Source organism: Streptomyces sp. NPDC030893 (assembly GCF_055571535.1).
In genome coordinates, this window is the sequence record NZ_JBVIFC010000001.1 from 325,133 (window position 1) to 344,508 (window position 19,376).

General features: G+C 72.4%; 19 protein-coding genes and 1 tRNA gene. 13 read left to right on the forward strand and 7 right to left on the reverse strand.

Going from position 1 to position 19,376, the window contains the following annotated elements; translation table 11 throughout:
• Positions 1–2: 2 nt before the first annotated feature.
• The 3 genes from ACZ434_RS01445 to ACZ434_RS01455 are packed head-to-tail and all read right to left on the reverse strand — an operon-like array spanning position 3 to position 3,804.
• A complete protein-coding gene (locus ACZ434_RS01445) occupies positions 3–1,430 on the reverse strand; it encodes an exopolysaccharide biosynthesis polyprenyl glycosylphosphotransferase (protein WP_468450573.1) in 1,428 nt (475 codons plus the stop codon).
• Positions 1,427–2,671, reverse strand: a complete 1,245-nt coding sequence (locus ACZ434_RS01450) for a glycosyltransferase (RefSeq protein WP_468450575.1) — start codon at positions 2,669–2,671, stop codon at positions 1,427–1,429. Before ACZ434_RS01450 ends, ACZ434_RS01445 begins: the two co-directional genes overlap by 4 nt.
• 44 nt (positions 2,672–2,715) lie before the next feature.
• Complete coding sequence (locus ACZ434_RS01455) at positions 2,716–3,804, reverse strand: DUF3344 domain-containing protein (protein WP_468450577.1); 1,089 nt, start codon at positions 3,802–3,804, stop codon at positions 2,716–2,718.
• Positions 3,805–4,124: 320 nt separating this feature from the next.
• On the opposite strand from ACZ434_RS01455, the gene ACZ434_RS01460 reads away from it, so the two are divergent.
• Positions 4,125–4,970, forward strand: a complete 846-nt coding sequence (locus ACZ434_RS01460) for a hypothetical protein (RefSeq protein ID WP_468450579.1) — start codon at positions 4,125–4,127, stop codon at positions 4,968–4,970.
• 159 nt (positions 4,971–5,129) lie between these two features.
• Positions 5,130–5,402 (forward strand): hypothetical protein, encoded by a 273-nt coding sequence (locus ACZ434_RS01465; RefSeq protein WP_468450581.1) that lies wholly within the window; start codon positions 5,130–5,132, stop codon positions 5,400–5,402.
• A gap of 247 nt (positions 5,403–5,649) precedes the next feature.
• On the opposite strand, the gene ACZ434_RS01470 is transcribed toward ACZ434_RS01465, so the two are convergent.
• Positions 5,650–5,889 (reverse strand): chaplin, encoded by a 240-nt coding sequence (locus ACZ434_RS01470; RefSeq protein WP_468450583.1) that lies wholly within the window; start codon positions 5,887–5,889, stop codon positions 5,650–5,652.
• Between the two features lie 316 nt (positions 5,890–6,205).
• Between ACZ434_RS01470 and ACZ434_RS01475 the strand changes: the two genes are divergently transcribed.
• The 4 genes from ACZ434_RS01475 (at position 6,206) to ACZ434_RS01490 (ending at position 7,748) form a co-directional block, all read left to right on the forward strand.
• A complete protein-coding gene (locus ACZ434_RS01475) occupies positions 6,206–6,466 on the forward strand; it encodes a hypothetical protein (RefSeq protein ID WP_468450586.1) in 261 nt (86 codons plus the stop codon).
• 110 nt (positions 6,467–6,576) lie between these two features.
• Positions 6,577–6,846: a hypothetical protein gene (locus ACZ434_RS01480; protein ID WP_468450588.1), complete on the forward strand. Its 270-nt coding sequence runs from the start codon at positions 6,577–6,579 to the stop codon at positions 6,844–6,846.
• Between the two features lie 208 nt (positions 6,847–7,054).
• Positions 7,055–7,324 (forward strand): hypothetical protein, encoded by a 270-nt coding sequence (locus ACZ434_RS01485; RefSeq protein WP_468450590.1) that lies wholly within the window; start codon positions 7,055–7,057, stop codon positions 7,322–7,324.
• Between the two features lie 145 nt (positions 7,325–7,469).
• Positions 7,470–7,748, forward strand: a complete 279-nt coding sequence (locus ACZ434_RS01490; protein ID WP_468450592.1) for a hypothetical protein — start codon at positions 7,470–7,472, stop codon at positions 7,746–7,748.
• A gap of 67 nt (positions 7,749–7,815) precedes the next feature.
• Here the strand turns inward: ACZ434_RS01490 and ACZ434_RS01495 are convergent, their stop codons facing one another.
• Both ACZ434_RS01495 and ACZ434_RS01500 read right to left on the reverse strand, forming a co-directional pair.
• On the reverse strand, positions 7,816–8,787 hold the full coding sequence (locus ACZ434_RS01495; RefSeq protein WP_468450594.1) for an alpha/beta fold hydrolase: 972 nt from the start codon (positions 8,785–8,787) through the stop codon (positions 7,816–7,818).
• A gap of 437 nt (positions 8,788–9,224) precedes the next feature.
• A tRNA-Arg gene (locus tag ACZ434_RS01500) sits at positions 9,225–9,297 on the reverse strand.
• Between the two features lie 320 nt (positions 9,298–9,617).
• On the opposite strand from ACZ434_RS01500, the gene ACZ434_RS01505 reads away from it, so the two are divergent.
• The 7 genes from ACZ434_RS01505 to ACZ434_RS01535 all read left to right on the forward strand — a co-directional run bounded on the left by ACZ434_RS01505 (position 9,618) and on the right by ACZ434_RS01535 (position 18,342).
• Positions 9,618–11,228: a dynamin family protein gene (locus ACZ434_RS01505; protein ID WP_468450596.1), complete on the forward strand. Its 1,611-nt coding sequence runs from the start codon at positions 9,618–9,620 to the stop codon at positions 11,226–11,228.
• A 3-nt stretch (positions 11,229–11,231) separates the two neighbouring features.
• Complete coding sequence (locus ACZ434_RS01510) at positions 11,232–13,049, forward strand: YfjP family GTPase (protein ID WP_468450598.1); 1,818 nt, start codon at positions 11,232–11,234, stop codon at positions 13,047–13,049.
• 264 nt (positions 13,050–13,313) lie between these two features.
• Complete coding sequence (locus ACZ434_RS01515; protein ID WP_468450600.1) at positions 13,314–13,796, forward strand: single-stranded DNA-binding protein; 483 nt, start codon at positions 13,314–13,316, stop codon at positions 13,794–13,796.
• A 262-nt stretch (positions 13,797–14,058) separates the two neighbouring features.
• Positions 14,059–15,468, forward strand: coding sequence for a Cys-Gln thioester bond-forming surface protein (locus tag ACZ434_RS01520; RefSeq protein ID WP_468450602.1), 1,410 nt, complete (start codon positions 14,059–14,061; stop codon positions 15,466–15,468).
• A gap of 118 nt (positions 15,469–15,586) precedes the next feature.
• A complete protein-coding gene (ettA, locus tag ACZ434_RS01525) occupies positions 15,587–17,251 on the forward strand; it encodes an energy-dependent translational throttle protein EttA (RefSeq protein ID WP_468450604.1) in 1,665 nt (554 codons plus the stop codon).
• Between the two features lie 6 nt (positions 17,252–17,257).
• Positions 17,258–17,680 (forward strand): acyl-CoA thioesterase, encoded by a 423-nt coding sequence (locus ACZ434_RS01530; RefSeq protein WP_468450606.1) that lies wholly within the window; start codon positions 17,258–17,260, stop codon positions 17,678–17,680.
• Positions 17,677–18,342: a DUF8185 domain-containing protein gene (locus ACZ434_RS01535; RefSeq protein ID WP_468450608.1), complete on the forward strand. Its 666-nt coding sequence runs from the start codon at positions 17,677–17,679 to the stop codon at positions 18,340–18,342. Before ACZ434_RS01530 ends, ACZ434_RS01535 begins: the two co-directional genes overlap by 4 nt.
• 22 nt (positions 18,343–18,364) lie before the next feature.
• On the opposite strand, the gene ACZ434_RS01540 is transcribed toward ACZ434_RS01535, so the two are convergent.
• Entirely contained in the window at positions 18,365–19,333 is a 969-nt protein-coding gene (locus tag ACZ434_RS01540; protein ID WP_468450610.1) for an ABC transporter ATP-binding protein, read from the reverse strand.
• Positions 19,334–19,376: the final 43 nt, after the last annotated feature.

A 19,376-nucleotide genomic window follows, 5' to 3' on the forward strand; every position in this document is an offset into this window, starting at 1 on the left:
CGTCAGCTCCCCGTCGGACGGACCAGCGTGGCCGCGGTGCGCAGCAGGATGCAGACGTCCTGCCACAGCGACCAGTCGTCGATGTAGGCGTTGTCGAACCGGCAGCGGTCCTCGATGGAGGTGTCACCGCGCAGCCCGTGGATCTGCGCCAGCCCGGTGATGCCGGTACGCATCCGGTGCCGGGCCGCGTAACCGGGGTACGTCTGGCTGAACTGGGCGACGAAGTAGGGCCGTTCGGGGCGCGGTCCGACCAGGCTCATGTCGCCGCGGAGCACGTTCCACAGCTGGAGCAGCTCGTCCAGCGAGGTGCGCCGCAGCATCCGGCAGAACGGGCGCATCTCGTGCTCGCCCGCCACGCTCCACCGGGTCGCCGACTCGTGCTCGTCGACCGGGCGGTGGGTGCGGAACTTCAGCAGCGTGAACGGCTCACCGTCCCGGCCGATGCGTTCCTGCCGGAACACCACGCCCGGCCCGTCCGCGAGCCGCAGCGTCACGGCGCACACCAGCAGCAGCGGGCTGACCAGCAGCAACAGCGTTCCCGAGACCAGGATGTCCAGCGTCCGCTTGCCGGCGCCGCCGCCGCGCGCCGGGGCGAGGTCCAGCCGCCGGCAGGAGAACCCGGCCAGCCGCTCCCGCACCGGGTACGGCGCGGCCTCGGCGTCGACCTCCCAGACCACGCATCCGGACGCGGCCAGCGACCGCAGCAGCGGCCCCCGTTCGGCCCGTACCGAGGGATGGACGGCGAGCACCGCGCGTACGCCGTTCTGGATGACCGCGCGCTCGACCTCCTCGTCGGTGCGCAGCACCGGTACGCCCTCGCCGCCGCCGTCCGCCTGCCCGGCGACGACGCCCACCGGCCGCACTCCGCACCGCGGACGGCGCAGCACGGCGGCGGCCACGCGCTGGGCGGTCGCCGCCGGTCCGACGACGAGCGCGGCGAGCGGGTGCCGCAGCAGCGCGGCGCGCCGCCGCCCGTGCACCACCGCGCGCAGCACGCAGCCCGCCGTCACCTGCACGGCGAGGCCGGCCAGGACGGTGCCGGCGGACAGCGCCTGTTCCGGCCGGTACGCCGCCCACAGCGCCGCGGTCGCCGGCCAGGCGATCGCGGCACGGCCGCACACGGCGGGCAGTTCGTCCAGCAGCCCCGGCAGCGGCGACCGCGTACCGCGCGGACGCAGCAGCAGCGACGCCACGACCAGGAGGGCGACGAGCGGGGGGTGCGGCCGGGCGCCGGCGAGCACACCCGCGGCGAGCAGCGCGGCGGCGCCGTCCGCGAGGAGCAGCGGGAGGGGGGAGTCGGGCCGGGCCGGGGACCGCGGGGCGGGCAGCCGGGGGCCGCTGCCGCGCGGCGGCATGACGGAGACGTTCGGCGGGAATCCGTGCTCCCGCGGCGATACGCCGGGGGAGGGCACGGTACGTTCGGCGGTCACGAGTGGATGGACTCCCTGTGCTCGAAGGGCTCGACGCGCTGTGTCGTCCGGTCGGCCTCGGCGTCCCCGGCCGCCCGGTACGGGCGCGCCCACGCGGCGGCGGGCCGGGTGCCGAGCAGATCGCGGTAGACGTCGGAGACCGCCCGCGCGGTGTGCCGTACGTCGTGGAGGGACAGCACATGGCGGCGGCCCCGGTCGCCGAGGGAGGCGCGCAGCGGCGGGTCGAGCAGCAGCGCGCCGACCGCTTCCGCCAGGGCCCGGGGGTCCTCCGGCGGCACCAGGCACGAGGCGGCGAAGGAACGCGGCAGGCTCTCGCGGGCGCCGTCGACGTCCGTGACGACCACGGGCCGCCCGCAGGCCATCGCCTCCAGCGGGGCCAGGGCCATGCCCTCCCAGCGGGAGGGCAGGACGACAAGGTCGGCGGCCTGGTACCAGGGGGAGGCGTCCGCGACGGCGCCCGCGAACAGGACGGACGCGGGGGCGGCCGCGCGCAGCCGGTCGCGGTCCGGCCCGTCGCCGACCAGGACCAGACGGGCGTCGGGCACCTGGCGCAGTACGGCGTTCCAGGCGCGCAGCAGCACGTCCTGCCCCTTCTGCCGGCACAGCCGGCCCACGCACACGGCGAGCGGTGCCTGCGCGCGCAGTCCGGCCAGCGGCGCGAGCCCGGCCCGTACGGCCGCGGCGGGGGCGGGACGGAAACGCTCGGGGTCGATGCCGTTGGGGACGACGGTCCACCGGCCGGTGATCCCGGCGCGGACACCGGTGGCGCGTTCCGCGTCGCTCACGCACACCACCCGTGCGGCCCAGCGGGCCGCCCACCGCTCCCAGCGCAGGGCGAGGGCGGCGGTGGAGCCGCCGACCGCCTCGAAGGACCAGGCGTGCGGCTGGAACACGGTGGGGATCCGGCCGCGCACCGCGAGCCGCCCGGCGAGCCCGGCCTTCGCGCTGTGCGCGTGCACCAGATCGGGCCGTACGTCGTCGAGGAGCCGGGCCAGCTGCCGTACCTCCCCGACGAGCGAGGCCCCCGGCGAGCGGGTCGCCCCCCAGTGCCGCACCTGCGCGCCCAGCGACCGCAGCCGTCCGGAGAGCGCGCTGTCGGGGCAGATCGCGGTGACGTCGAGACCGTCCGCCAGCTGGGCCCGGACCAGGTCCGTCACGACCCGGGCGACCCCGCCGTCCACGGGCTGGGTGAGGTGCAGGACCCGGGGCCCGCGGCCGGGCACCGACACGTCCGTGGGCACGGTTTCCTCACTCACACCGGTGGTCGGGACGGGGGGCGGCGCACTCACCGACGGGCGTCGACGGCGGCGAAGAGCACACCGGCCCACGCGGCGTCCGTCCGGGACGTGAGCCGGAAGGTGACCCGGTCACCGGCGTTCGGCAGGCCCTGCCCGAGGTCGAACACGTCGGAGTCGTAGCCGAGGGTGTTGGCGTACGCCGGAACCCGCGCGGGGGCCGTGCCCCGGGGGTCGGAGACGGTGGAGTTGAGGACGTCGTCGACCGGGTTGGCGCCGTCGCCGGACGCCACGGCCGGGGCGTCGCCCGCGGTGAGGACGAGGGAGTCGCCGGTGGTGCCGCGGTCGCCGTTGTACGCCACCATGCCCACCCGTCCTCCGGCGCCGGCCGGGAACGGCAGGTCGCGCAGCGGGAATTCGGCGCCCGCGCGGGAGCCCAGCGGCGCGAAGCCGTCCCAGACGCTGAGGTGCCGCAGCGGCTCCGCCTCGTTCTCGTACGCCACCACCAGCGTCCAGCCGCCCCAAGCGCCTGCCGCCGACCTGCCGCCGGCCACGTTGATCTGCGCGACCGTGTAGAGGCCCGGTCCGCTGTCCCGCACCAGCCGGGTCACGTCCGCGGAGGCCTGGAAGGCGTCCGCGCCGTCCGCCACGCGGTGGCCGACAACGCTGTCGGCGAGCAGTTCCTTGTAGTCGCCGCCGGGTTCGGCGATCAGCACCCGCTCGTTGTCCGCGGCCGGCTTCTGCTCGCCCACGAGCAGGTTGCCGCCCCAGTACAGACGGGCGTAGGTCACGCGTGAGCCGGCGGGCAGCCGGACCTCCGAGCGGGAGGAGTTGTACGTGTTCGGGTCGCTGTCGACGTCGATGTAGCTCATGTCGAAGTCGCCGTTCACCCCGTGCGCACCGCCCTGGACGCCGCGGCACGAGGACGCCTGCGGACGGCAGGTGGCGGAGGAGTTGGCCGCGCGCACGATGTTGCCGTGCTGGAGCGCCCGGTAGCGCTGGCCGAAGGCGAGGCTGTCGGCCTCCGGCGCGGGCGCGGCCGGTGCGGCGGACGAGGGGCCGCAGGGCGCCCAGAGCGCGGCGAGGGCGAGGGCGCCCACCGTCGCACGGCGAAGCAGCTGACCCAGGGAATGACGCATGACCGTCGGAGCCTTTCGGAACAGGTGGCGGCGGCAGGCAGCGGGGACGAGTGCGATGCGTCCGCCCATGTGGGTGCTTCGGAGGTTCGCAACTGTAGTCATCAAACGGACAAATCCACCGAAATTCGGTGAAGGGTGGCAAGTGTGTTGGAATCGTGAAGCCGGGTTTGCGTCGCGAGTCGCCCGGCACACCGCCTCACCTGGCGGAACGCGCAGAGGAGTGACGGGCGGGGCACCGAAAGGAGTACCTCCGGTTGCGGCGGCACCGGGGCCCTCTGACGGTGAGCTCAAGATCCGAAGTCCCGCGAAAGGAACCCTCCATGCGTGCTCTGCCGGCACGGCGCATCGCATTCGGCGCCCTGTGCGCCGCCCTTCTGGCCGGAATCACCGGCCCCGCCGCCATGGCGGCCGACTCGGGCCCCGAGCGCGACCGGGCTGCGTCGTCCGCCGCGCTGCTCGCGCAGGCCGGGGAGGCCGACGCGGACAAGAGCGAACTCGCCCCGGTGCACGCCCTGGTGAGGGCCGTGCTCGAGGCGGACGACGGTCAGCTGCCGCCCGACCGGGCCAGGCGGCTGGGCGACGCCGCGCGCGCCGCGGTGGCCGCGGCGGCGGACGACGACCCGTCGGGCTCGATCACCATGACCAGCGTGACCACCACCACGGCCACCTCCTCGACGGCACCGGCCACCACGCCCGCCGTCACCCCCGCCCTCACGCCGGCCGTCCCCGCCACGGCGCCGGGCGTGCTCCTGCCGCCGGCCGAGACCACCGGCCTCGCGGACGGCGTGCTGGACTCCGTGCAGGAGGCCCTCGAAGGACTCCTGGACGTGCTCCTGCCCCAGGACGACGCCACGGCCACGGACCAGGAGTCCACGACGACGGAGCAGGAGTCCACGACGACGGAGCAGACGACGGAGCAGGAGTCCACGACCACGACGGAGCAGGAGTCCGCGACGGCCACGGAGCAGGAGTCCACCGCCGCCACCGAGCAGGAGCTCACGGTGGCCGACGACCTGATGGCCCGGATCGACGCGCTCGTCGAGGCGCTCGCGGGCGCCGAACCGGAGGTGTCCATCCTTCCCGCGCCGGCCGAAGCGGCAGCGCCGGCGTCCCCCACTCCCGCCACGGTCCCCGCCCTCACCTCGCTTCTGCTGTCGGGTTCCTGAACCCCGTGACGGAGCGGTATTCACCGCATCAATCGTTCTTGGATCTCATATGAGGACTCGGCAATCTTCGCTTTCCCGGTTTCCGCTCCGGCCGGGGATCGTTGTGCACGGCGACAGAATTCATCTCCGGCGCCCCGCGGTGCCGAAGAAAGGAACACGATGAAGTCCCTGAAGGCTGCCGCCGTTCTTGCCGGGTCCCTGATCGCAGCCGGTGTCGCCGCGCCCGCGTTCGCCGCGGAATCCACGGACCTGGCGTCCACCGGCCTCGACACCGGCCTGCGCACCGCGGTCCCCTTCGAGCTCATGCCGCTCTACGAGTCGGACTCGCTCGTCGACTCCGACGAGGAGACGGTGCTCGGCACCACGAAGGAGGCGGCCGCTGTCGTGAACGAGGCGAAGCCGGTGCACGGCGACGTGGGGCTGCACGCCTGAGATTCCGCGCCGCGCATTCGGCCCCCGGTTTCCACCGGGGGCCGAATTTCTTTTGCCCGCCCGCGCCGCACGCCCGCGCCGCACGCCCGTGCCGCCCGCCCGCCCGCCCGTCCGCGCCGCACGCCCCGCCCGCCTGTGCCGCGGGCCGGCGGGGACGGCACGGGAAGAGCCCCGGCGCACTGGGCGACCGGGGCTCCCGGGGTACTGCGACGGACGTAGGTACGTGACCGTAAGTGCCCTTGCTGCGTCAGTGGTTCACGCACACGTTGCCGGCGGCCGGGTTGAGGAAGCCGATCACGTTCACGGTGTTGCCGCACACGTTGATGGGGGCGTGGACCGGAACCTGGACCACGTTGCCGGACGCGACACCGGGCGAGTGGACCGCCGTGCCCTCGGCGCCGGAGTGGGCCGAGGCCATTCCGGCGCCGCTGAGCACCACAGCGCCCGTTCCGAGAGCCACGGTGGCCGCCTTCGCGATACGAGACATCACGTTCTCCTTACTGGTCTGGTAAACGCGGCAGCCTCACGAGCGGCCGCACTCCCCGCTCAACGCGGGGGCAGCCGCCGGGACACGGCTAATGTCCCGGGATCGCTCTTTGATCCACCTTTGGGACGAACGACGCCCCCGACCCGCCCAGCACTTCGACCGTTTGGGACGACCCGACACGCCTCTGACCTGCATCTTCACAAGAAACTTACGCATTTGCGCGTTTCGACTGTCAAAAGTGGCGAAGCTCGCTTACGTTACAACTGTCAGTGACCAGCCCATAACGGGCTGTGTCCACTCGAGAAACGGAGAGGTAATGCGTAAGTACCAGAAGGCCGCCGTCGTGATGGCCATGCTCGGCAGTGTCGGTTTCCTCGGTGCGGGCGTCAGCCACGCCGGTGACAAGCCGGGCTTCGAGCTCAACAGCGAGCAGTCGGTGGCCTGCCTCGCGGACCAGTCGGTCCAGTCGCTGGTCGCGATCGACGACGTCAACGCCGGCGTCGGCGCCCTCCTGGGCCTCGGCAACGCGGAGAACACCGAGACCAACGCCCAGGCCTGCTCCGCGAACGTCGGCTGAACGTTCGCTGTCAGGTGAGCCCGGTGGGCTCCGGGTTCCGCGCCCCCGTGGCGCGGGCCCGGGCCCGCCCGGCCCCCCGGCCATCCCACGACCGTCAAGGAAAAAGGTTGATGTTCCAGTCGAAGAAGATCGCGGCGGCGGGCCTCCTGGGGAGCCTCGCTCTGATCGGTCTCGGTGCCGCCCAGGCCGTCGGCGCCGAGAGCCCCGGCACCTGCACCGAGGACGACAAGGGGCATGTCCGCTGCGTCCAGGTGAGCGAGTACCGCGTCACCGAACAGGACGGAGACGTCCGTGTCGACAACAAGACGTCGCAGACCTGTTCCGGCGAGGGTGAGCTCACGTGCAGCAGCACCCTCGCCGTCGAGGGCGAGCAGTCCTGACGGTGCGTCGACGCGCGTATGCGTGTCGTTCCACCGTCGAATTGCCGGGCTGATTGTGTGAAATGGCGACAGCAGTAGACGTGTCTTTTTCTGCCATGTGAATACCGTTCGGCGTTTCGCTATCAATTGTCGCAAAAGTCGCCCTAGTTTTGGTGGCTGTCACCGACCGGCCCGTCAGGGGTCGCGTCACATCCAGAATGGAGCAGTAATGCGCAAGTACCAGAAGGCCGCCGTCGTCATGGCCATGCTCGGCAGCGTCAGCTTCCTCGGCGCCGGCGTGAGCTTCGCCGGCGAGGAGCCGGAGGTGGAGATCAACAACAGCCAGACCACCACCTGCGTCCAGGACCAGTCGGTCCAGTCGCTGATCGCCATCGACGACATCAACCTCGCGGTCGGCCTCCTGGGCCTCGGCAACGCCGAGAACAAGGAGACGAACGCCGTGCAGTGCGCCAGCAACCTCAACCTCGGCGGCGAGTGATCACCCTCGGGTGACGGGGCAGGCCCGGGCGTCCGGTCGCATGCGATCCGGACTCCGGGCCTGCCCCGCTTTCATGGGCCGTCCAGGCATCGGTAACGGCGCCGCCGCGCAGTCGTGGCAGGGCCGAGCGTTGAGGAAAAGGTAGATGTTCAAGTCGATCAAGATCACGGTGATGGCGGGGGTTCTGGGGAGCTCCGTCCTGATCGGGCTCGGTGCCGCCCAGGCCGGCGCCGCCGAGAGTCCCGACAAGTGCACCGACGACGGCAGGGGCCGTGTGAGCTGCGTGGACAAGCGCGAGGAGCGGGTCACCAGCGAGGACCACGGGACGATCCACCTCGTCGACGACATGAGGCGGCAGTGCTCCGGCGAGAGCGCGAAGGTCTCCTGCGCGGCCGGTGCCCTCGTCGGCGGCGAGGAGTCCTGACACCGTCGCGGTCATGCGGAAGGGCCGGAACCCGGTACCGGGTTCCGGCCCTTCCGCATGACCGGCGTCACGCCGGGGCGGTGGTCGATCCGGCGGCGCACGGGACCTCGACGGGGGTGCAGTACGGCAGGCCGTCGACGGGACGGTCGGTGCAGAAGCGCGCGATCAGCTCCGCCGACTCCTGCCTGCGTTCGACGGTGACCAGATGGTCCGCCTCCTTGACCGTGGTGAACAGCGCCCCCGGCATCGCCGCGGCGAGTTCGCGGCCCATCTGGGGCGTGCACAGGGTGTCGTACTCCCCGGTGAACACCAGGGACGGCACGGCGGGGACGGGCAGCGGCCGGTAGCAGCCGTGCGTCACCAGCCGGGTGTTGTGCTCGACCGCCATGCGGATCTCCTGCGGCGTCTGGTGCACGAACTGCTGCTGGAGCAACCGGGCCACGGCCGCGTGCCTGCGGACCTTGCCGGCCTCCGGGTTCGACATGAACAGCCGGACCAGCCCCTCGGCGGCCTGCTCGATGTCACCCCGCGCGAGCGTGCTCGACAGCCGCGGCACGGCCTCGCTGTAGAGCTCGGGAAGCCGGATCGCCGCCGCCGCGAAGACGATGCGCCGGACGGACTCCGGATGCCGCTGGGCGAAACGGAGGCCGACGACCTCACCGAAGCAGCCGCCGAACAGGTTCACCTCCGGCACACCGGTCTCCGTCAGCATGTGCTGGACCGCGTCGGCGAGGAAGTCGATGTCGTAACTCGCCGGGAGGAAGTCCGAGTCGCCGTAACCGGGCAGGTCCACGGTGATCAGCGTGCACACCGGCGCCAGCCACTTCTCGTGGCTCTGCCAGGAGTACCTGTTCTGCGACGAGCCCCCGAGCAGCAGCAGGGGAGCGGTCTGCGGTTCACCCTGACGGACGATCCGGCAGGTGTACGCGAAACCCCCGAAGACGAGCGCCCGCTCCTCCACCTGCTCCGGTGCTGGGGCGAGGGATCCGGAGCGCCCCGTGCGGGGCGGGTCCTGGGCGGCGATGACGGCACTGCGCATGAGCGGCTCCGGAAAAGGCGCAACGACGGGAACCGGACCATGATGACAAGGAATCGGCCATTGAGGGCGCAATCCCTCGAACATGGGCGATCCGGTCAGGAGTCGCCGTGAGCGGTGCCGCACCGGAGGGCGGGTGGCGCACGTCGACCGGAGCCGCCGATCGTCTGCTGTGTGCGGGCGGGCAGGGAACCCGGCCGGTATTCCCCGCGGGGCGTGCGTCGTGTCCGTGGCCTCACTGCCTCGACGGAGAGACGCGTGCGGTTCCGTGATTCCATCCCGGCCGCGGATCGCGAGAAGTTCTCGCTCCTCGACACCTCGCGTGGCTTCAACGAGGTGCGGCCGGCGGTCGGGGCCCTCGTGCGCGGCCCGGATCCGGAGCGGCGGCCCGACGCCGCGGACGCCCTGAAAGCCCTCCCCGACGGGAGGGCGGAGATGTGCGCCCCCGGCAGGACTCGAACCTGCGGCCAAGCGCTTAGAAGGCGCCTGCTCTATCCACTGAGCTACGGGGGCCGGTGTGGCGGCCTGTCGTCATGGTGCCCTCGTCGGGCCCGTTGCTGACGTTGCCGGAGACAAGGATAGGGCTCCCGCATCCTTGTCCCTGTCGCCTCTCCTCCGTGGCTCGATGTGGAGGTTCGGTGAAGCGGTCCTGATAATCGCAGGCAGGTACGAATCGTGCACCGATTTTGACCTCTCGCGCACCGGGTGTTGTGCACTCGTTATGCCTGGGCTGTGTCCGTGTCTCAGTCGCCCCTTCCATCCCTTGTGTTCTGTCGGCACGCAGACATGCTCATATGCTTCAGAATTCCCCTAAAATTGGGCATTCTTCGCATGTGGTGACCTTGGACGTACGGCCTCAGCTGCTCGACGCACTCTCCGCCCTGCGCGACCGTGTCGCCGCCGCACGCTTCCCGCTGCCCCTGGCGGGGGCCGCACGCGCGCGTGCCAACCGCGACGAACTGCTCGCCCAGCTCGACGACTATCTGGTGCCCCGGCTGAGAGATCCCGAAGCGCCCCTGCTGGCCGTCGTCGGAGGATCCACCGGGGCCGGGAAGTCCACCCTGGTGAACTCCCTCGTCGGCCGGCGCGTCAGCGAGGCGGGCGTGCTGCGGCCGACGACACGGACACCGGTGCTCGTCTGCCATCCGGAGGATCACCACTGGTTCAGCGGAATGCGGGTGCTGCCCGACCTCACGCGCGTATGGGTGCCCCACCACCAGGACCCGGCGGACGACCTGCTCCTGCCCGGTGAGAACCCCGCACGTGTGCTGCGCGTCGAGACCGCCGACAGCCTGCCCCCCGGACTCGCCCTCCTCGACGCCCCCGACATCGACTCCCTGGTGTCCGACAACCGCGTCCTCGCCGCCGAACTCATCAGCGCCGCCGACATCTGGATCATGGTCACCACCGCCGCCCGCTACGCCGACGCCGTCCCCTGGCACATGCTGCGCACCGCCAAGGAGTACGACGTCAGCCTGGTGACCGTGCTGGACCGGGTCCCCCACCAGGTCGTCTCCGAGGTGTCGCGGCAGTACGGCGCCCTGCTCACCAAGGCCGGACTCGGCCACGTACCGCGCTTCACCGTGCCCGAGCTGCCCGAGTCCGCCTGGGGCGGCGGGCTGCTGCCGGCCACCGCGGTGGCGGCACTGCGCACCTGGCTCGTGCACCAGACGCTGGACCCCGCCGCGCGGCAGCACGTCATGGCCCGCACCGCCTACGGAGTCCTCGACTCCCTCAACTCCCGCCTGCCCGAACTCGCCGGTGCCGCCGCCGCCCAGTACGCCGCCGCGCTGCGGCTCACCGCCGCCGTCGAGAGCGCGTACGACAGCGAGCACTCACGTGTGCGCGGACGCCTCCAGGCCGGGGCCGTACTCGCCGGGGACGCGCTCAAACGGTGGCGCGCCTTCCCCCTCGACTGCACCCCGGGGGAACTCCTCGACACCCTGGTCGAGAGCCTCGGCGCGCTGCTGCTGTGCGCCGTCGCCGCCGCCGACGAACGCGTCGACGACGCCTGGCGGCGCGAACCCGCCGCGGGCGCCCCCGAACTCGCCGCCCGCGCCTTCGCCCCGGAGAGTGCCGAACACCGGATCGGACTGGCCGTACGGCGCTGGCGGCGCGAGCTCGAGGAGTACGCCGAGGACGAGGTGCGGGAACTGGAACGGGGCCTCGCGCCCGACCCCGAGCTGGTCGCCGCGCTCGTCGCCACCGCGCTGCTGGGCGGCCGCCGGGCCAGGACCGCGGGGGAAGGGCTCGCCGAGCGGATCGGCGCGCACGGGGCGCTGCGGCTGCGCGACCGCGGCGGACGGCTGCTCGTCGAGCACGTGGACCGGGTCATGGACACCGAACGCGAACGCCGGCTCGCCCCGCTCGACACGCTCGAGGTGCACGCGGAGCCCCAGCCCGAACTCATCGCCGCGTTGTCCGTACTGCAGAAGGAGAGGTGACCGGTGACCGCCGTCACTGACCAGGACCACACCGAGCACCCCGAGCACCCCGAGCACCCCGAGCACCCCGAGTGCTCCGACCGTGACGCCGGGGGTCCTCCCGGCGGGGACGCCCAGAGCCCCTGGGACGACGGGCTGATCGCGCGGCGGGTGAACGGGAGCGCGGGGGAGGAGCAGGGCCGGGTGACGGAGCCGAGGGCGTCCACACCGCAGAAGGTGACACCCCTGACGTACGGCCCGCAGCTGGGGGCGCGGCTGGAGGCGCTGCGCGAACTCGTGGGGCTCTCCCGCACCCGGCTCGACAAGCGCACCCTCGCCCAGGCGGGCCGGGTCCTCGACGAGGCCGCAGCGCGGCGCGGACTCTCCGGCCGGCACACCGTCGTCGCCATCGCGGGCGCCACCGGCAGCGGCAAGTCGCAGCTGTTCAACGCGCTGGCCGGGGTGCCCATCTCCGAGACCGGTGTGCGGCGGCCGACCACCGCCGCGCCCATCGCGTGCAGCTGGAGCGACGGCGCGGCCGGCCTCATCGAACGCCTCGGCATCCCGCCCCGGCTCAGACGGCGCCCCCTCCAGGCTGCGGCGGACGCCGACGACCGGATGCGCGGACTCGTCCTGGTCGACCTGCCCGACCACGACTCGGCGGCCCCGCAGCACCGGCAGCAGGTGGACCGCGTACTGGGGCTGGTCGACGCGGTCATCTGGGTCGTCGACCCCGAGAAGTACGCCGACGCCATGCTCCACGAGCGCTATCTGCGGCCCATGGCGGCCCACGCGGAGGTCATGTTCGTCGTACTCAACCAGACCGACCGGCTGCCCGGCGAGGCCGCCGAGCAGGTCCTGGACGACCTGCGGCGGCTCCTCGACGAGGACGGCATCGCCCTCGGCGAGCACGGCGAACCCGGCACGACCGTGCTGGCCCTGTCCGCGCTCACCGGCGACGGGGTCGGCGACCTGCGGGAGGCGCTCGGCCGGTTCGTGGCCGAGCGCGGCGCCCCGGCCCGCCGGATCTCCGCCGACGTGGACATCGCGGCTGCCCGGCTGTGGCCCGCGTACGCCAACCGCCGGCGCACCGGGCTGAGCGAGGAGGCGCGCGAGGAGTTCTCCGACCGGCTCGCGGACGCCGTGGGCGCCACCGCGGCGGGCGAGGCCGCCGAACGCGCCTGGCTGCGCAACGCGAACCGCGCGTGCGGCACGCCCTGGCTGCGGCTGTGGCGCTGGTGCCAGGAGCGGGGCGAGCCGTCCACCGGCAGGCCCGTGCCACGCGGCCAGCACGACGAGGAGGCCACCGCCCGGCAGCGCGTGGAGCAGGCGGTGCGCACGGTCGCCGACCGCGCCTCGGCCGGACTGCCTGCGCCGTGGGCGCAGGCGGTACGGGAGGCGGCCGCACGCGGCTCCCAGGGGCTGCCGGAGGCGCTGGACGAACTCGCCGTACGCGCGGGACTCCCTCCGGGGAGGCCGCCGCGGCCGGGGTGGTGGCCGGTGGCCGTGCTCGCCCAGGTCTCGATGACGGGCCTTCAGTTCGCCGGGGGGCTCTGGCTGCTGGCCCAGATCATCGGTGTCATGGCACCGAACCTGGGGGTGCCGGTGCTGCTGATGGTGATCGGCATCGTCGGCGGGCCGCTCATCGAGTGGAGCTGCCGCATGGCCGCCCGGGGTCCCGCCCGGCGGTACGGACTGGAGGCGGAGAGACGGCTGCGTGAGGCGGCCTCCGGCTGCGGACGGGCCCGCGTCCTGGACCCGGTGGCGGCGGAACTCCTGCGCTACCGGGAGGTACGGGAGCAGTACGGGCGGGTCGCGGGGGTGGTGGCCAGGACGGGGTGAGCCCACCGGCCGACGGCTCGGACGGGGGCCGAGCCCCCGTCCGGCGGGGCGGTCCCTCGTTCGGGTGGCGGGGATGTCCACAGGCCGCGGGCCGTCCACAGCGCTCGGCGGGCCCGGCCCGACGGCGGCAGTCTGGCTCCACGGCGATCGCGGCACGGACCGCGGCCGCCGCGCCAGACGGCAGCCGTACGGGACGGGCCCGTACGCGTATCCGCCCGGCGCCGGAGTGACAGCCGGCGGGCGCGGGCGAGGGAGGCAGAGACGATGAACGAGACGATGGTGTGCGTGGTGGGGAACGTGGCGACACGGCCGGTGTACCGGGAGACGGCGTCCGGCCCGGCAGCGAGGTTCCGGGTGGCGGTCACTTCCCGGTACTGGGACCGGGAGAAGAGCGCCTGGGCGGACGGACACACCAACTTCTTCACGGTCTGGGCCAACCGCCAGCTCGCCACCAACACCGCGGCGTCCCTGTCGGTGGGCGAGCCGGTGATCGTCCAGGGCCGGCTGAAGGTGCGCACGGAGACGCGGGAGGGGCAGCAGGGCTGGATGTCGGCGGACATCGACGCGGTCGCGATCGGCCACGACCTCACCCGGGGCACCACGGCCTTCCGCCGCGCCCCGCGCCCGGAAGGAGCGGCGGCCGTGACGGACCGCCCCGAACCCAACTGGGAGACCGGGCCAGTTAATTCATCACCGGCTGACGAGGAGAGCAGCCAACAGCGCCCGGAACCCGCCACGGTGACGTGACGTCAGCCTGTCGCCGGCCGAACTGAGGCTTATCGACAGGTGCATACCGAAACCACCCGGGTGGATTTGTCGATAAGCCCTGCTCGCCGGGGCCCCGGCGATAACGATTCCGAGTCGGATCCCGCCTCCGACGCGATCACCGGCAAGCGCTGTCCGGCGTCTCCTTAGGATGCCGGGACGGCTCCGGTGGCTCTCGGTGCCGGTGATTCTGCTGGTGGGACCGTCCCCCCGCGTCAACGGGTCCTGCTTGGAAGGGAATTAGGTGTCTGTTTCGTTCTCCGCGTGGACCGCGCGCGGACGTGGGTCGGCCCGCCTCGCGGCGGGAACGCTGGTGTCCGGACTGGTCGCCACCACCGTGCTGGCCGGCGCCGGGACGGCCGCCGCCGACGCCGGCGGGACGGCACCGGGACACAGCGGAGCCACGGCGACCATAGGCGAACTCAAGACACACGGCGCCGCCGTCATACGCGGCGCCGGCGGGGACACCCAGGTGTCCGCGGGCCTGTTCGAGCTGTCCGTCGAGGGCGGCGGCACCCTGCACACGTACTGCGTCGACGTCCACACCCCCACCCAGAAGGACGCCAAGTACCACGAGACCTCCTGGAGCGGCACCTCGCTGGGCGTCAACGAGGACGCCGGCCGCATCCGCTGGATCCTGCGGAACTCCTACCCGCAGGTGAACGATCTCGCGGCACTCGCGAAGAAGGCGGGCATCCGGGGCCAGCTCACCGAGGAGGACGCCGCGGCCGGCACCCAGGTGGCCATCTGGCGCTACTCCGACGACGTGGACGTGGACGCCCTCGACCCCCAGGCCGAGCAGCTCGCCGACTACCTCCACCGGCACGCCCGGGACCAGAAGGAGCCCAGCGCGTCCCTGACCCTCGACCCGCCGGCCGTGACCGGCCGCCCGGGCGAGCGGATCGGCCCGGTGACGGTCCGAACCGACGCGCACAGTGTGACGGTCTCCCCGCCGGCGGACGCCGCCACGACCGGGGTGCGGATCGTCGACGCGAACGGTGCACCCGTCACCACCGCCACCGACGGCAGCACGATCTACTTCGACGTGCCCGAGGACGAGCCGGCGGACACCGTCGGGCTGACCGCCCACGCCGCCACGACGGTGCCGGTCGGCCGGGCCTTCGTCTCCGAGAGCCGCAGCCAGACCCAGATCCTGGCCGGCTCCAGCGAGTCGACCGTCTCCGCGACCGCGACCGCCACCTGGTCGGAGGACGGCGCGACCCCCGCCGTGTCCGCCCGCGAGAACTGCGCCAAGGGAGGCGTCGACCTCACCGTCACCCACCGCGGCGACGCCCCGTTCACCTTCACGCTGGCCGGTGCGGAGCACACCGTCGCCGCCGGCGGGACCACCACCGTGACGGTCCCGCTCAACGAGGACCAGCGGTACGACTTCACCCTCGAGGGACCGGCCGGCTTCGAGCAGCGCTTCACCGGCATGCTCGACTGCCGCACCCGCGCCGCCGAGGCGGACATCACCACCCAGACCCTCACCGCCCCCAGCCCCCTGGCGGGCACCCCCACCGACACCAACCTCGCCGCGACCGGCGCCTCCAGCGCCACCCCGTGGATCACCGGCACCGCGATAGCCCTGGTCGTCCTCGGCGGGGCGGGCCTGGTCATCACCCGCCGCCGCCAGACCCCGCCCGGCGACTGACCCGGGAAAGCCCAGGTCAGAGGCCTCGTGACGAACGGGTTTCCCCCCAGGGGTAGCGGTCGGGCAAGATGGGGTGTATCTGCCCACTGCCAGATTTCAAGCTGCCGGACGGTTTCTCTTGGCTGAGTTCATTTACACCATGCGCAAGGCGCGCAAAGCGCACGGCGACAAGGTGATCCTCGACGACGTCACCCTGAGCTTCCTGCCGGGGGCGAAGATCGGTGTCGTCGGTCCGAACGGTGCCGGTAAGTCGACCGTTCTGAAGATCATGGCGGGCCTCGAGCAGCCGTCGAACGGTGACGCGTTCCTCACTCCCGGTTACACCGTGGGCATCCTGCTCCAGGAGCCCCCGCTGAACGAGGACAAGACCGTCCTGGAGAACGTCCAGGAGGGCGTCGCCGAGGTCAAGGGCAAGCTCGACCGGTTCAACGAGATCGCCGAGCAGATGGCGACCGAGTACACCGACGAGCTCATGGACGAGATGGGCAAGCTGCAGGAGCAGCTCGACCACGCCAACGCCTGGGACCTCGACGCTCAGCTGGAGCAGGCCATGGACGCCCTGGGCTGCCCGCCCGGCGACTGGCCCGTCAGCAACCTCTCCGGTGGCGAGAAGCGCCGCGTGGCGCTGTGCAAGCTGCTGCTCGAGGCGCCCGACCTGCTGCTGCTCGACGAGCCCACCAACCACCTCGACGCCGAGTCGGTGAACTGGCTGGAGCAGCACCTCGCCAAGTACGAGGGCACCGTCGTGGCCGTCACCCACGACCGGTACTTCCTGGACAACGTCGCCGGGTGGATCTGCGAGGTCGACCGCGGCCGGCTGCACGGCTACGAGGGCAACTACTCCAAGTACCTCGAGACCAAGGCCGCGCGCCTCAAGGTCGAGGGCGCGAAGGACGCCAAGCGGCAGAAGCGCCTGAAGGACGAGCTCGAGTGGGTGCGGTCGAACGCCAAGGGGCGGCAGGCCAAGTCCAAGGCGCGTCTGGCCCGCTACGAGGAGATGGCCGCCGAGGCCGACAAGATGCGGAAGCTGGACTTCGAGGAGATCCAGATCCCGCCGGGCCCCCGCCTGGGCAACGTGGTCGTCGAGGTCAACAACCTCACCAAGGGCTTCGGCGAGAAGCTCCTCATCGACGACCTCAGCTTCACGCTGCCGCGCAACGGCATCGTCGGCATCATCGGTCCGAACGGCGCGGGCAAGACCACGCTGTTCAAGATGATCCAGGGCATCGAGGAGCCCGACTCCGGCTCCATCAAGGTCGGCGACACCGTCAAGATCTCCTACGTCGACCAGAGCCGCGAGAACATCGACCCGAAGAAGACCCTCTGGGCGGTCGTCTCCGACGAGCTCGACTACATCAACGTCGGCCAGGTCGAGATGCCGTCGCGGGCGTACGTCTCCGCGTTCGGGTTCAAGGGGCCGGACCAGCAGAAGCCCGCCGGTGTCCTCTCCGGCGGTGAGCGCAACCGGCTGAACCTGGCGCTCACCCTCAAGCAGGGCGGCAACCTGCTGCTCCTCGACGAGCCGACCAACGACCTCGACGTCGAGACCCTCTCCAGCCTGGAGAACGCGCTGCTGGAGTTCCCCGGCTGCGCCGTGGTCGTCTCCCACGACCGGTGGTTCCTGGACCGTGTGGCCACGCACATCCTCGCCTACGAGGGCGACTCCAAGTGGTTCTGGTTCGAGGGCAACTTCGAGTCGTACGAGAAGAACAAGATCGAGCGGCTCGGCCCGGACGCGGCGCGTCCGCACCGTGCCACCTACAAGAAGCTGACCCGGGGCTGATCGATCTTGCGGCACATCTACCGCTGCCCGCTGCGCTGGGCGGACATGGACGCGTACGGCCACGTCAACAACGTGGTGTTCCTCCGCTACCTGGAGGAAGCCCGTATCGACTTCCTGTTCCGCCCGGAGAAGGACTTCAAGCAGGGGTCCGTGGTGGCGCGCCACGAGATCGACTACAAGCGGCAGCTCGTCCACCGGCACACGCCCGTGGACGTCGAGCTGTGGGTCACCGAGATCAGGGCGGCGTCCTTCACCCTCACCTACGAGGTGAAGGACGACGACCTCGTCTACGTCCGCGCGTCGACGGTGATCGTGCCGTTCGACTTCGAGGCGCAGCGTCCGCGCCGGATCACCGGTGAGGAGCGCGCGTTCCTCCGGGAGTACATGGACGAGCCGGCCGGCGAAGAGGAGGAGGCCGTCGCCGCATGACGGTGCTCCAGCTCGCCAACGAGGGGGAGGCCGCCGATCTCGGGGCCTTCCTCTCCCGGCTGCTGCACTACGACCGTTCGGCCGCGGTGCGGCTCCAGGCGGCCGGTACGGCGCTCGCCGTCTTCGGCCGGCCTCCCTCCTTCGAGGTGCTCGCGATCCGCGCCGTACGGCTCGCGAAACCGTACGAGAATGGGCTCGACGTCACGCTCGACGTGACCGTGTCCGCGGGTGAACTGCTGGAGTCGGTCGACGAGACGGCCGCCACGGCCGCCGTACCGGGGGCGGTGACCGGGCCCCCGTGGGCCGGGGTGCTGCCGCCGCGCGGCGGCTGGCGGGCCGAGCCCGGACTGCCCGCGCCCGAGCGGCTGCGGGAGCTCGTCGCCGCGTCGGTCGCGGAATTCCGGTCCCGTACGGAGGAGTTGGCGCCCGAGCTGCGCACCCGGGCCGAACTCGACCGGATCGGGCGGGAGATCTGGTCCCGCACGGTCGCGGAGACCGGGCTGCCGGTGCGGGCGGTGCACGCCGCCCAGTCGCTTGGGTTCCTGCGCGGCGGTGAGCAGGGGCTGTTCTCCTCGGGCAGCTGGCTCCGGCTGCGTACGCCCTACGGATCGGTCGCCGTACGGCGGTCGGGGACCGGCGCGCTGGGTATCAGCGTGCGCTGAGAGCGGGCGCGCGCCGGTCGGCTCAGCCGCCTTCGCTGTCGTCCGGGCGGACGGCGATGTGGTCCGGTTCCAGTTCCAGCGCCACGCGGTCGCGCATGTTCAGCGCCCGGGTGTACTCGGCGGGCAGCTGGAGGCGGCCCGCGCGGTCCAGCATCGCGTACTCCCGGGCGACCACCCTCTCGTCGCCGGTGGCGGCGTCCACCTCGCTGCGGCGCAGCACCTCGGTGGAGGTGCGGCCGTCCCGGATGGCGACCGTGCGGCGGACCTCGCCGGCCACCGCCTGGTCGTGGGTGACGATCACGATCGTCGTGCCGAGCTGCTCGTTCGCGGTGCGGAACGCGGCGAAGATCTGTTCCGCCGTATGGGAGTCGAGTTCACCGGTCGGCTCGTCCGCGAGCAGCACCGACGGATCGCCCGCGAGCGCCACGGCGATGGCGACACGCTGCTGCTGCCCGCCGGACATCTCGCGCGGACGCCGGTCGCGGCAGTCGGCGACCTCCAGCAACTCCAGGAGTTCCAGCGCCCGTTCGGCGCGGGCCCGGCGCGCGGTGCGGGACCGGCCCCGGCGGCCGGCCAGCTGCATCGGCAGGGCGACGTTCTGCGCCGCGGTCAGGTACGGCAGCAGATTGCGGGAGGTCTGCTGCCAGACGAAGCCGACGACCTCACGGCGGTAGGCGAGGCGGGCCTTCGCGGTCATCGTGAGCAGATCACGGCCGGCCACGCGGGCCGCCCCGGCCGTCGGGGTGTCCAGACCGGCCAGGATGTTCATCAGCGTGGACTTGCCGCTGCCGGACGCGCCCACCAGGGCCATCAGCTCGCCCTCGCGCACCAGCAGGTCGAGCCCCTGGAGCGCCTGCACCTCCACGCCGTCCGCGGTGAAGACCCGCACCAGCCGGTCGCAGGTGATGAGCGCGTCATGGCCGTACGCCGGGCGGTCGCGGTCGGCCGTGACGCGGCCGGCGAGGTCGGCCAGGGTCGGCTTCGAGGTCATCGGGGTCCTCCTGCGGGGAGTCGTCGTCGCGACGGGACAGCGG

Coding starts and splice junctions, on each gene's coding strand:
- ACZ434_RS01540 (WP_468450610.1), bottom strand. CDS start 19,333: ATGACCTCGAAGCCGACCCTGGCCGACCTCGCCGGCCGCGTCACGGCC.
- ACZ434_RS01470 (WP_468450583.1), bottom strand. CDS start 5,889: ATGTCTCGTATCGCGAAGGCGGCCACCGTGGCTCTCGGAACGGGCGCT.
- ACZ434_RS01480 (WP_468450588.1), top strand. CDS start 6,577: ATGTTCCAGTCGAAGAAGATCGCGGCGGCGGGCCTCCTGGGGAGCCTC.
- ACZ434_RS01535 (WP_468450608.1), top strand. CDS start 17,677: ATGACGGTGCTCCAGCTCGCCAACGAGGGGGAGGCCGCCGATCTCGGG.
- ACZ434_RS01490 (WP_468450592.1), top strand. CDS start 7,470: ATGTTCAAGTCGATCAAGATCACGGTGATGGCGGGGGTTCTGGGGAGC.
- ACZ434_RS01495 (WP_468450594.1), bottom strand. CDS start 8,787: ATGCGCAGTGCCGTCATCGCCGCCCAGGACCCGCCCCGCACGGGGCGC.
- ACZ434_RS01460 (WP_468450579.1), top strand. CDS start 4,125: ATGCGTGCTCTGCCGGCACGGCGCATCGCATTCGGCGCCCTGTGCGCC.
- ACZ434_RS01515 (WP_468450600.1), top strand. CDS start 13,314: ATGAACGAGACGATGGTGTGCGTGGTGGGGAACGTGGCGACACGGCCG.
- ACZ434_RS01475 (WP_468450586.1), top strand. CDS start 6,206: ATGCGTAAGTACCAGAAGGCCGCCGTCGTGATGGCCATGCTCGGCAGT.
- ACZ434_RS01485 (WP_468450590.1), top strand. CDS start 7,055: ATGCGCAAGTACCAGAAGGCCGCCGTCGTCATGGCCATGCTCGGCAGC.
- ACZ434_RS01455 (WP_468450577.1), bottom strand. CDS start 3,804: ATGCGTCATTCCCTGGGTCAGCTGCTTCGCCGTGCGACGGTGGGCGCC.
- ACZ434_RS01465 (WP_468450581.1), top strand. CDS start 5,130: ATGAAGTCCCTGAAGGCTGCCGCCGTTCTTGCCGGGTCCCTGATCGCA.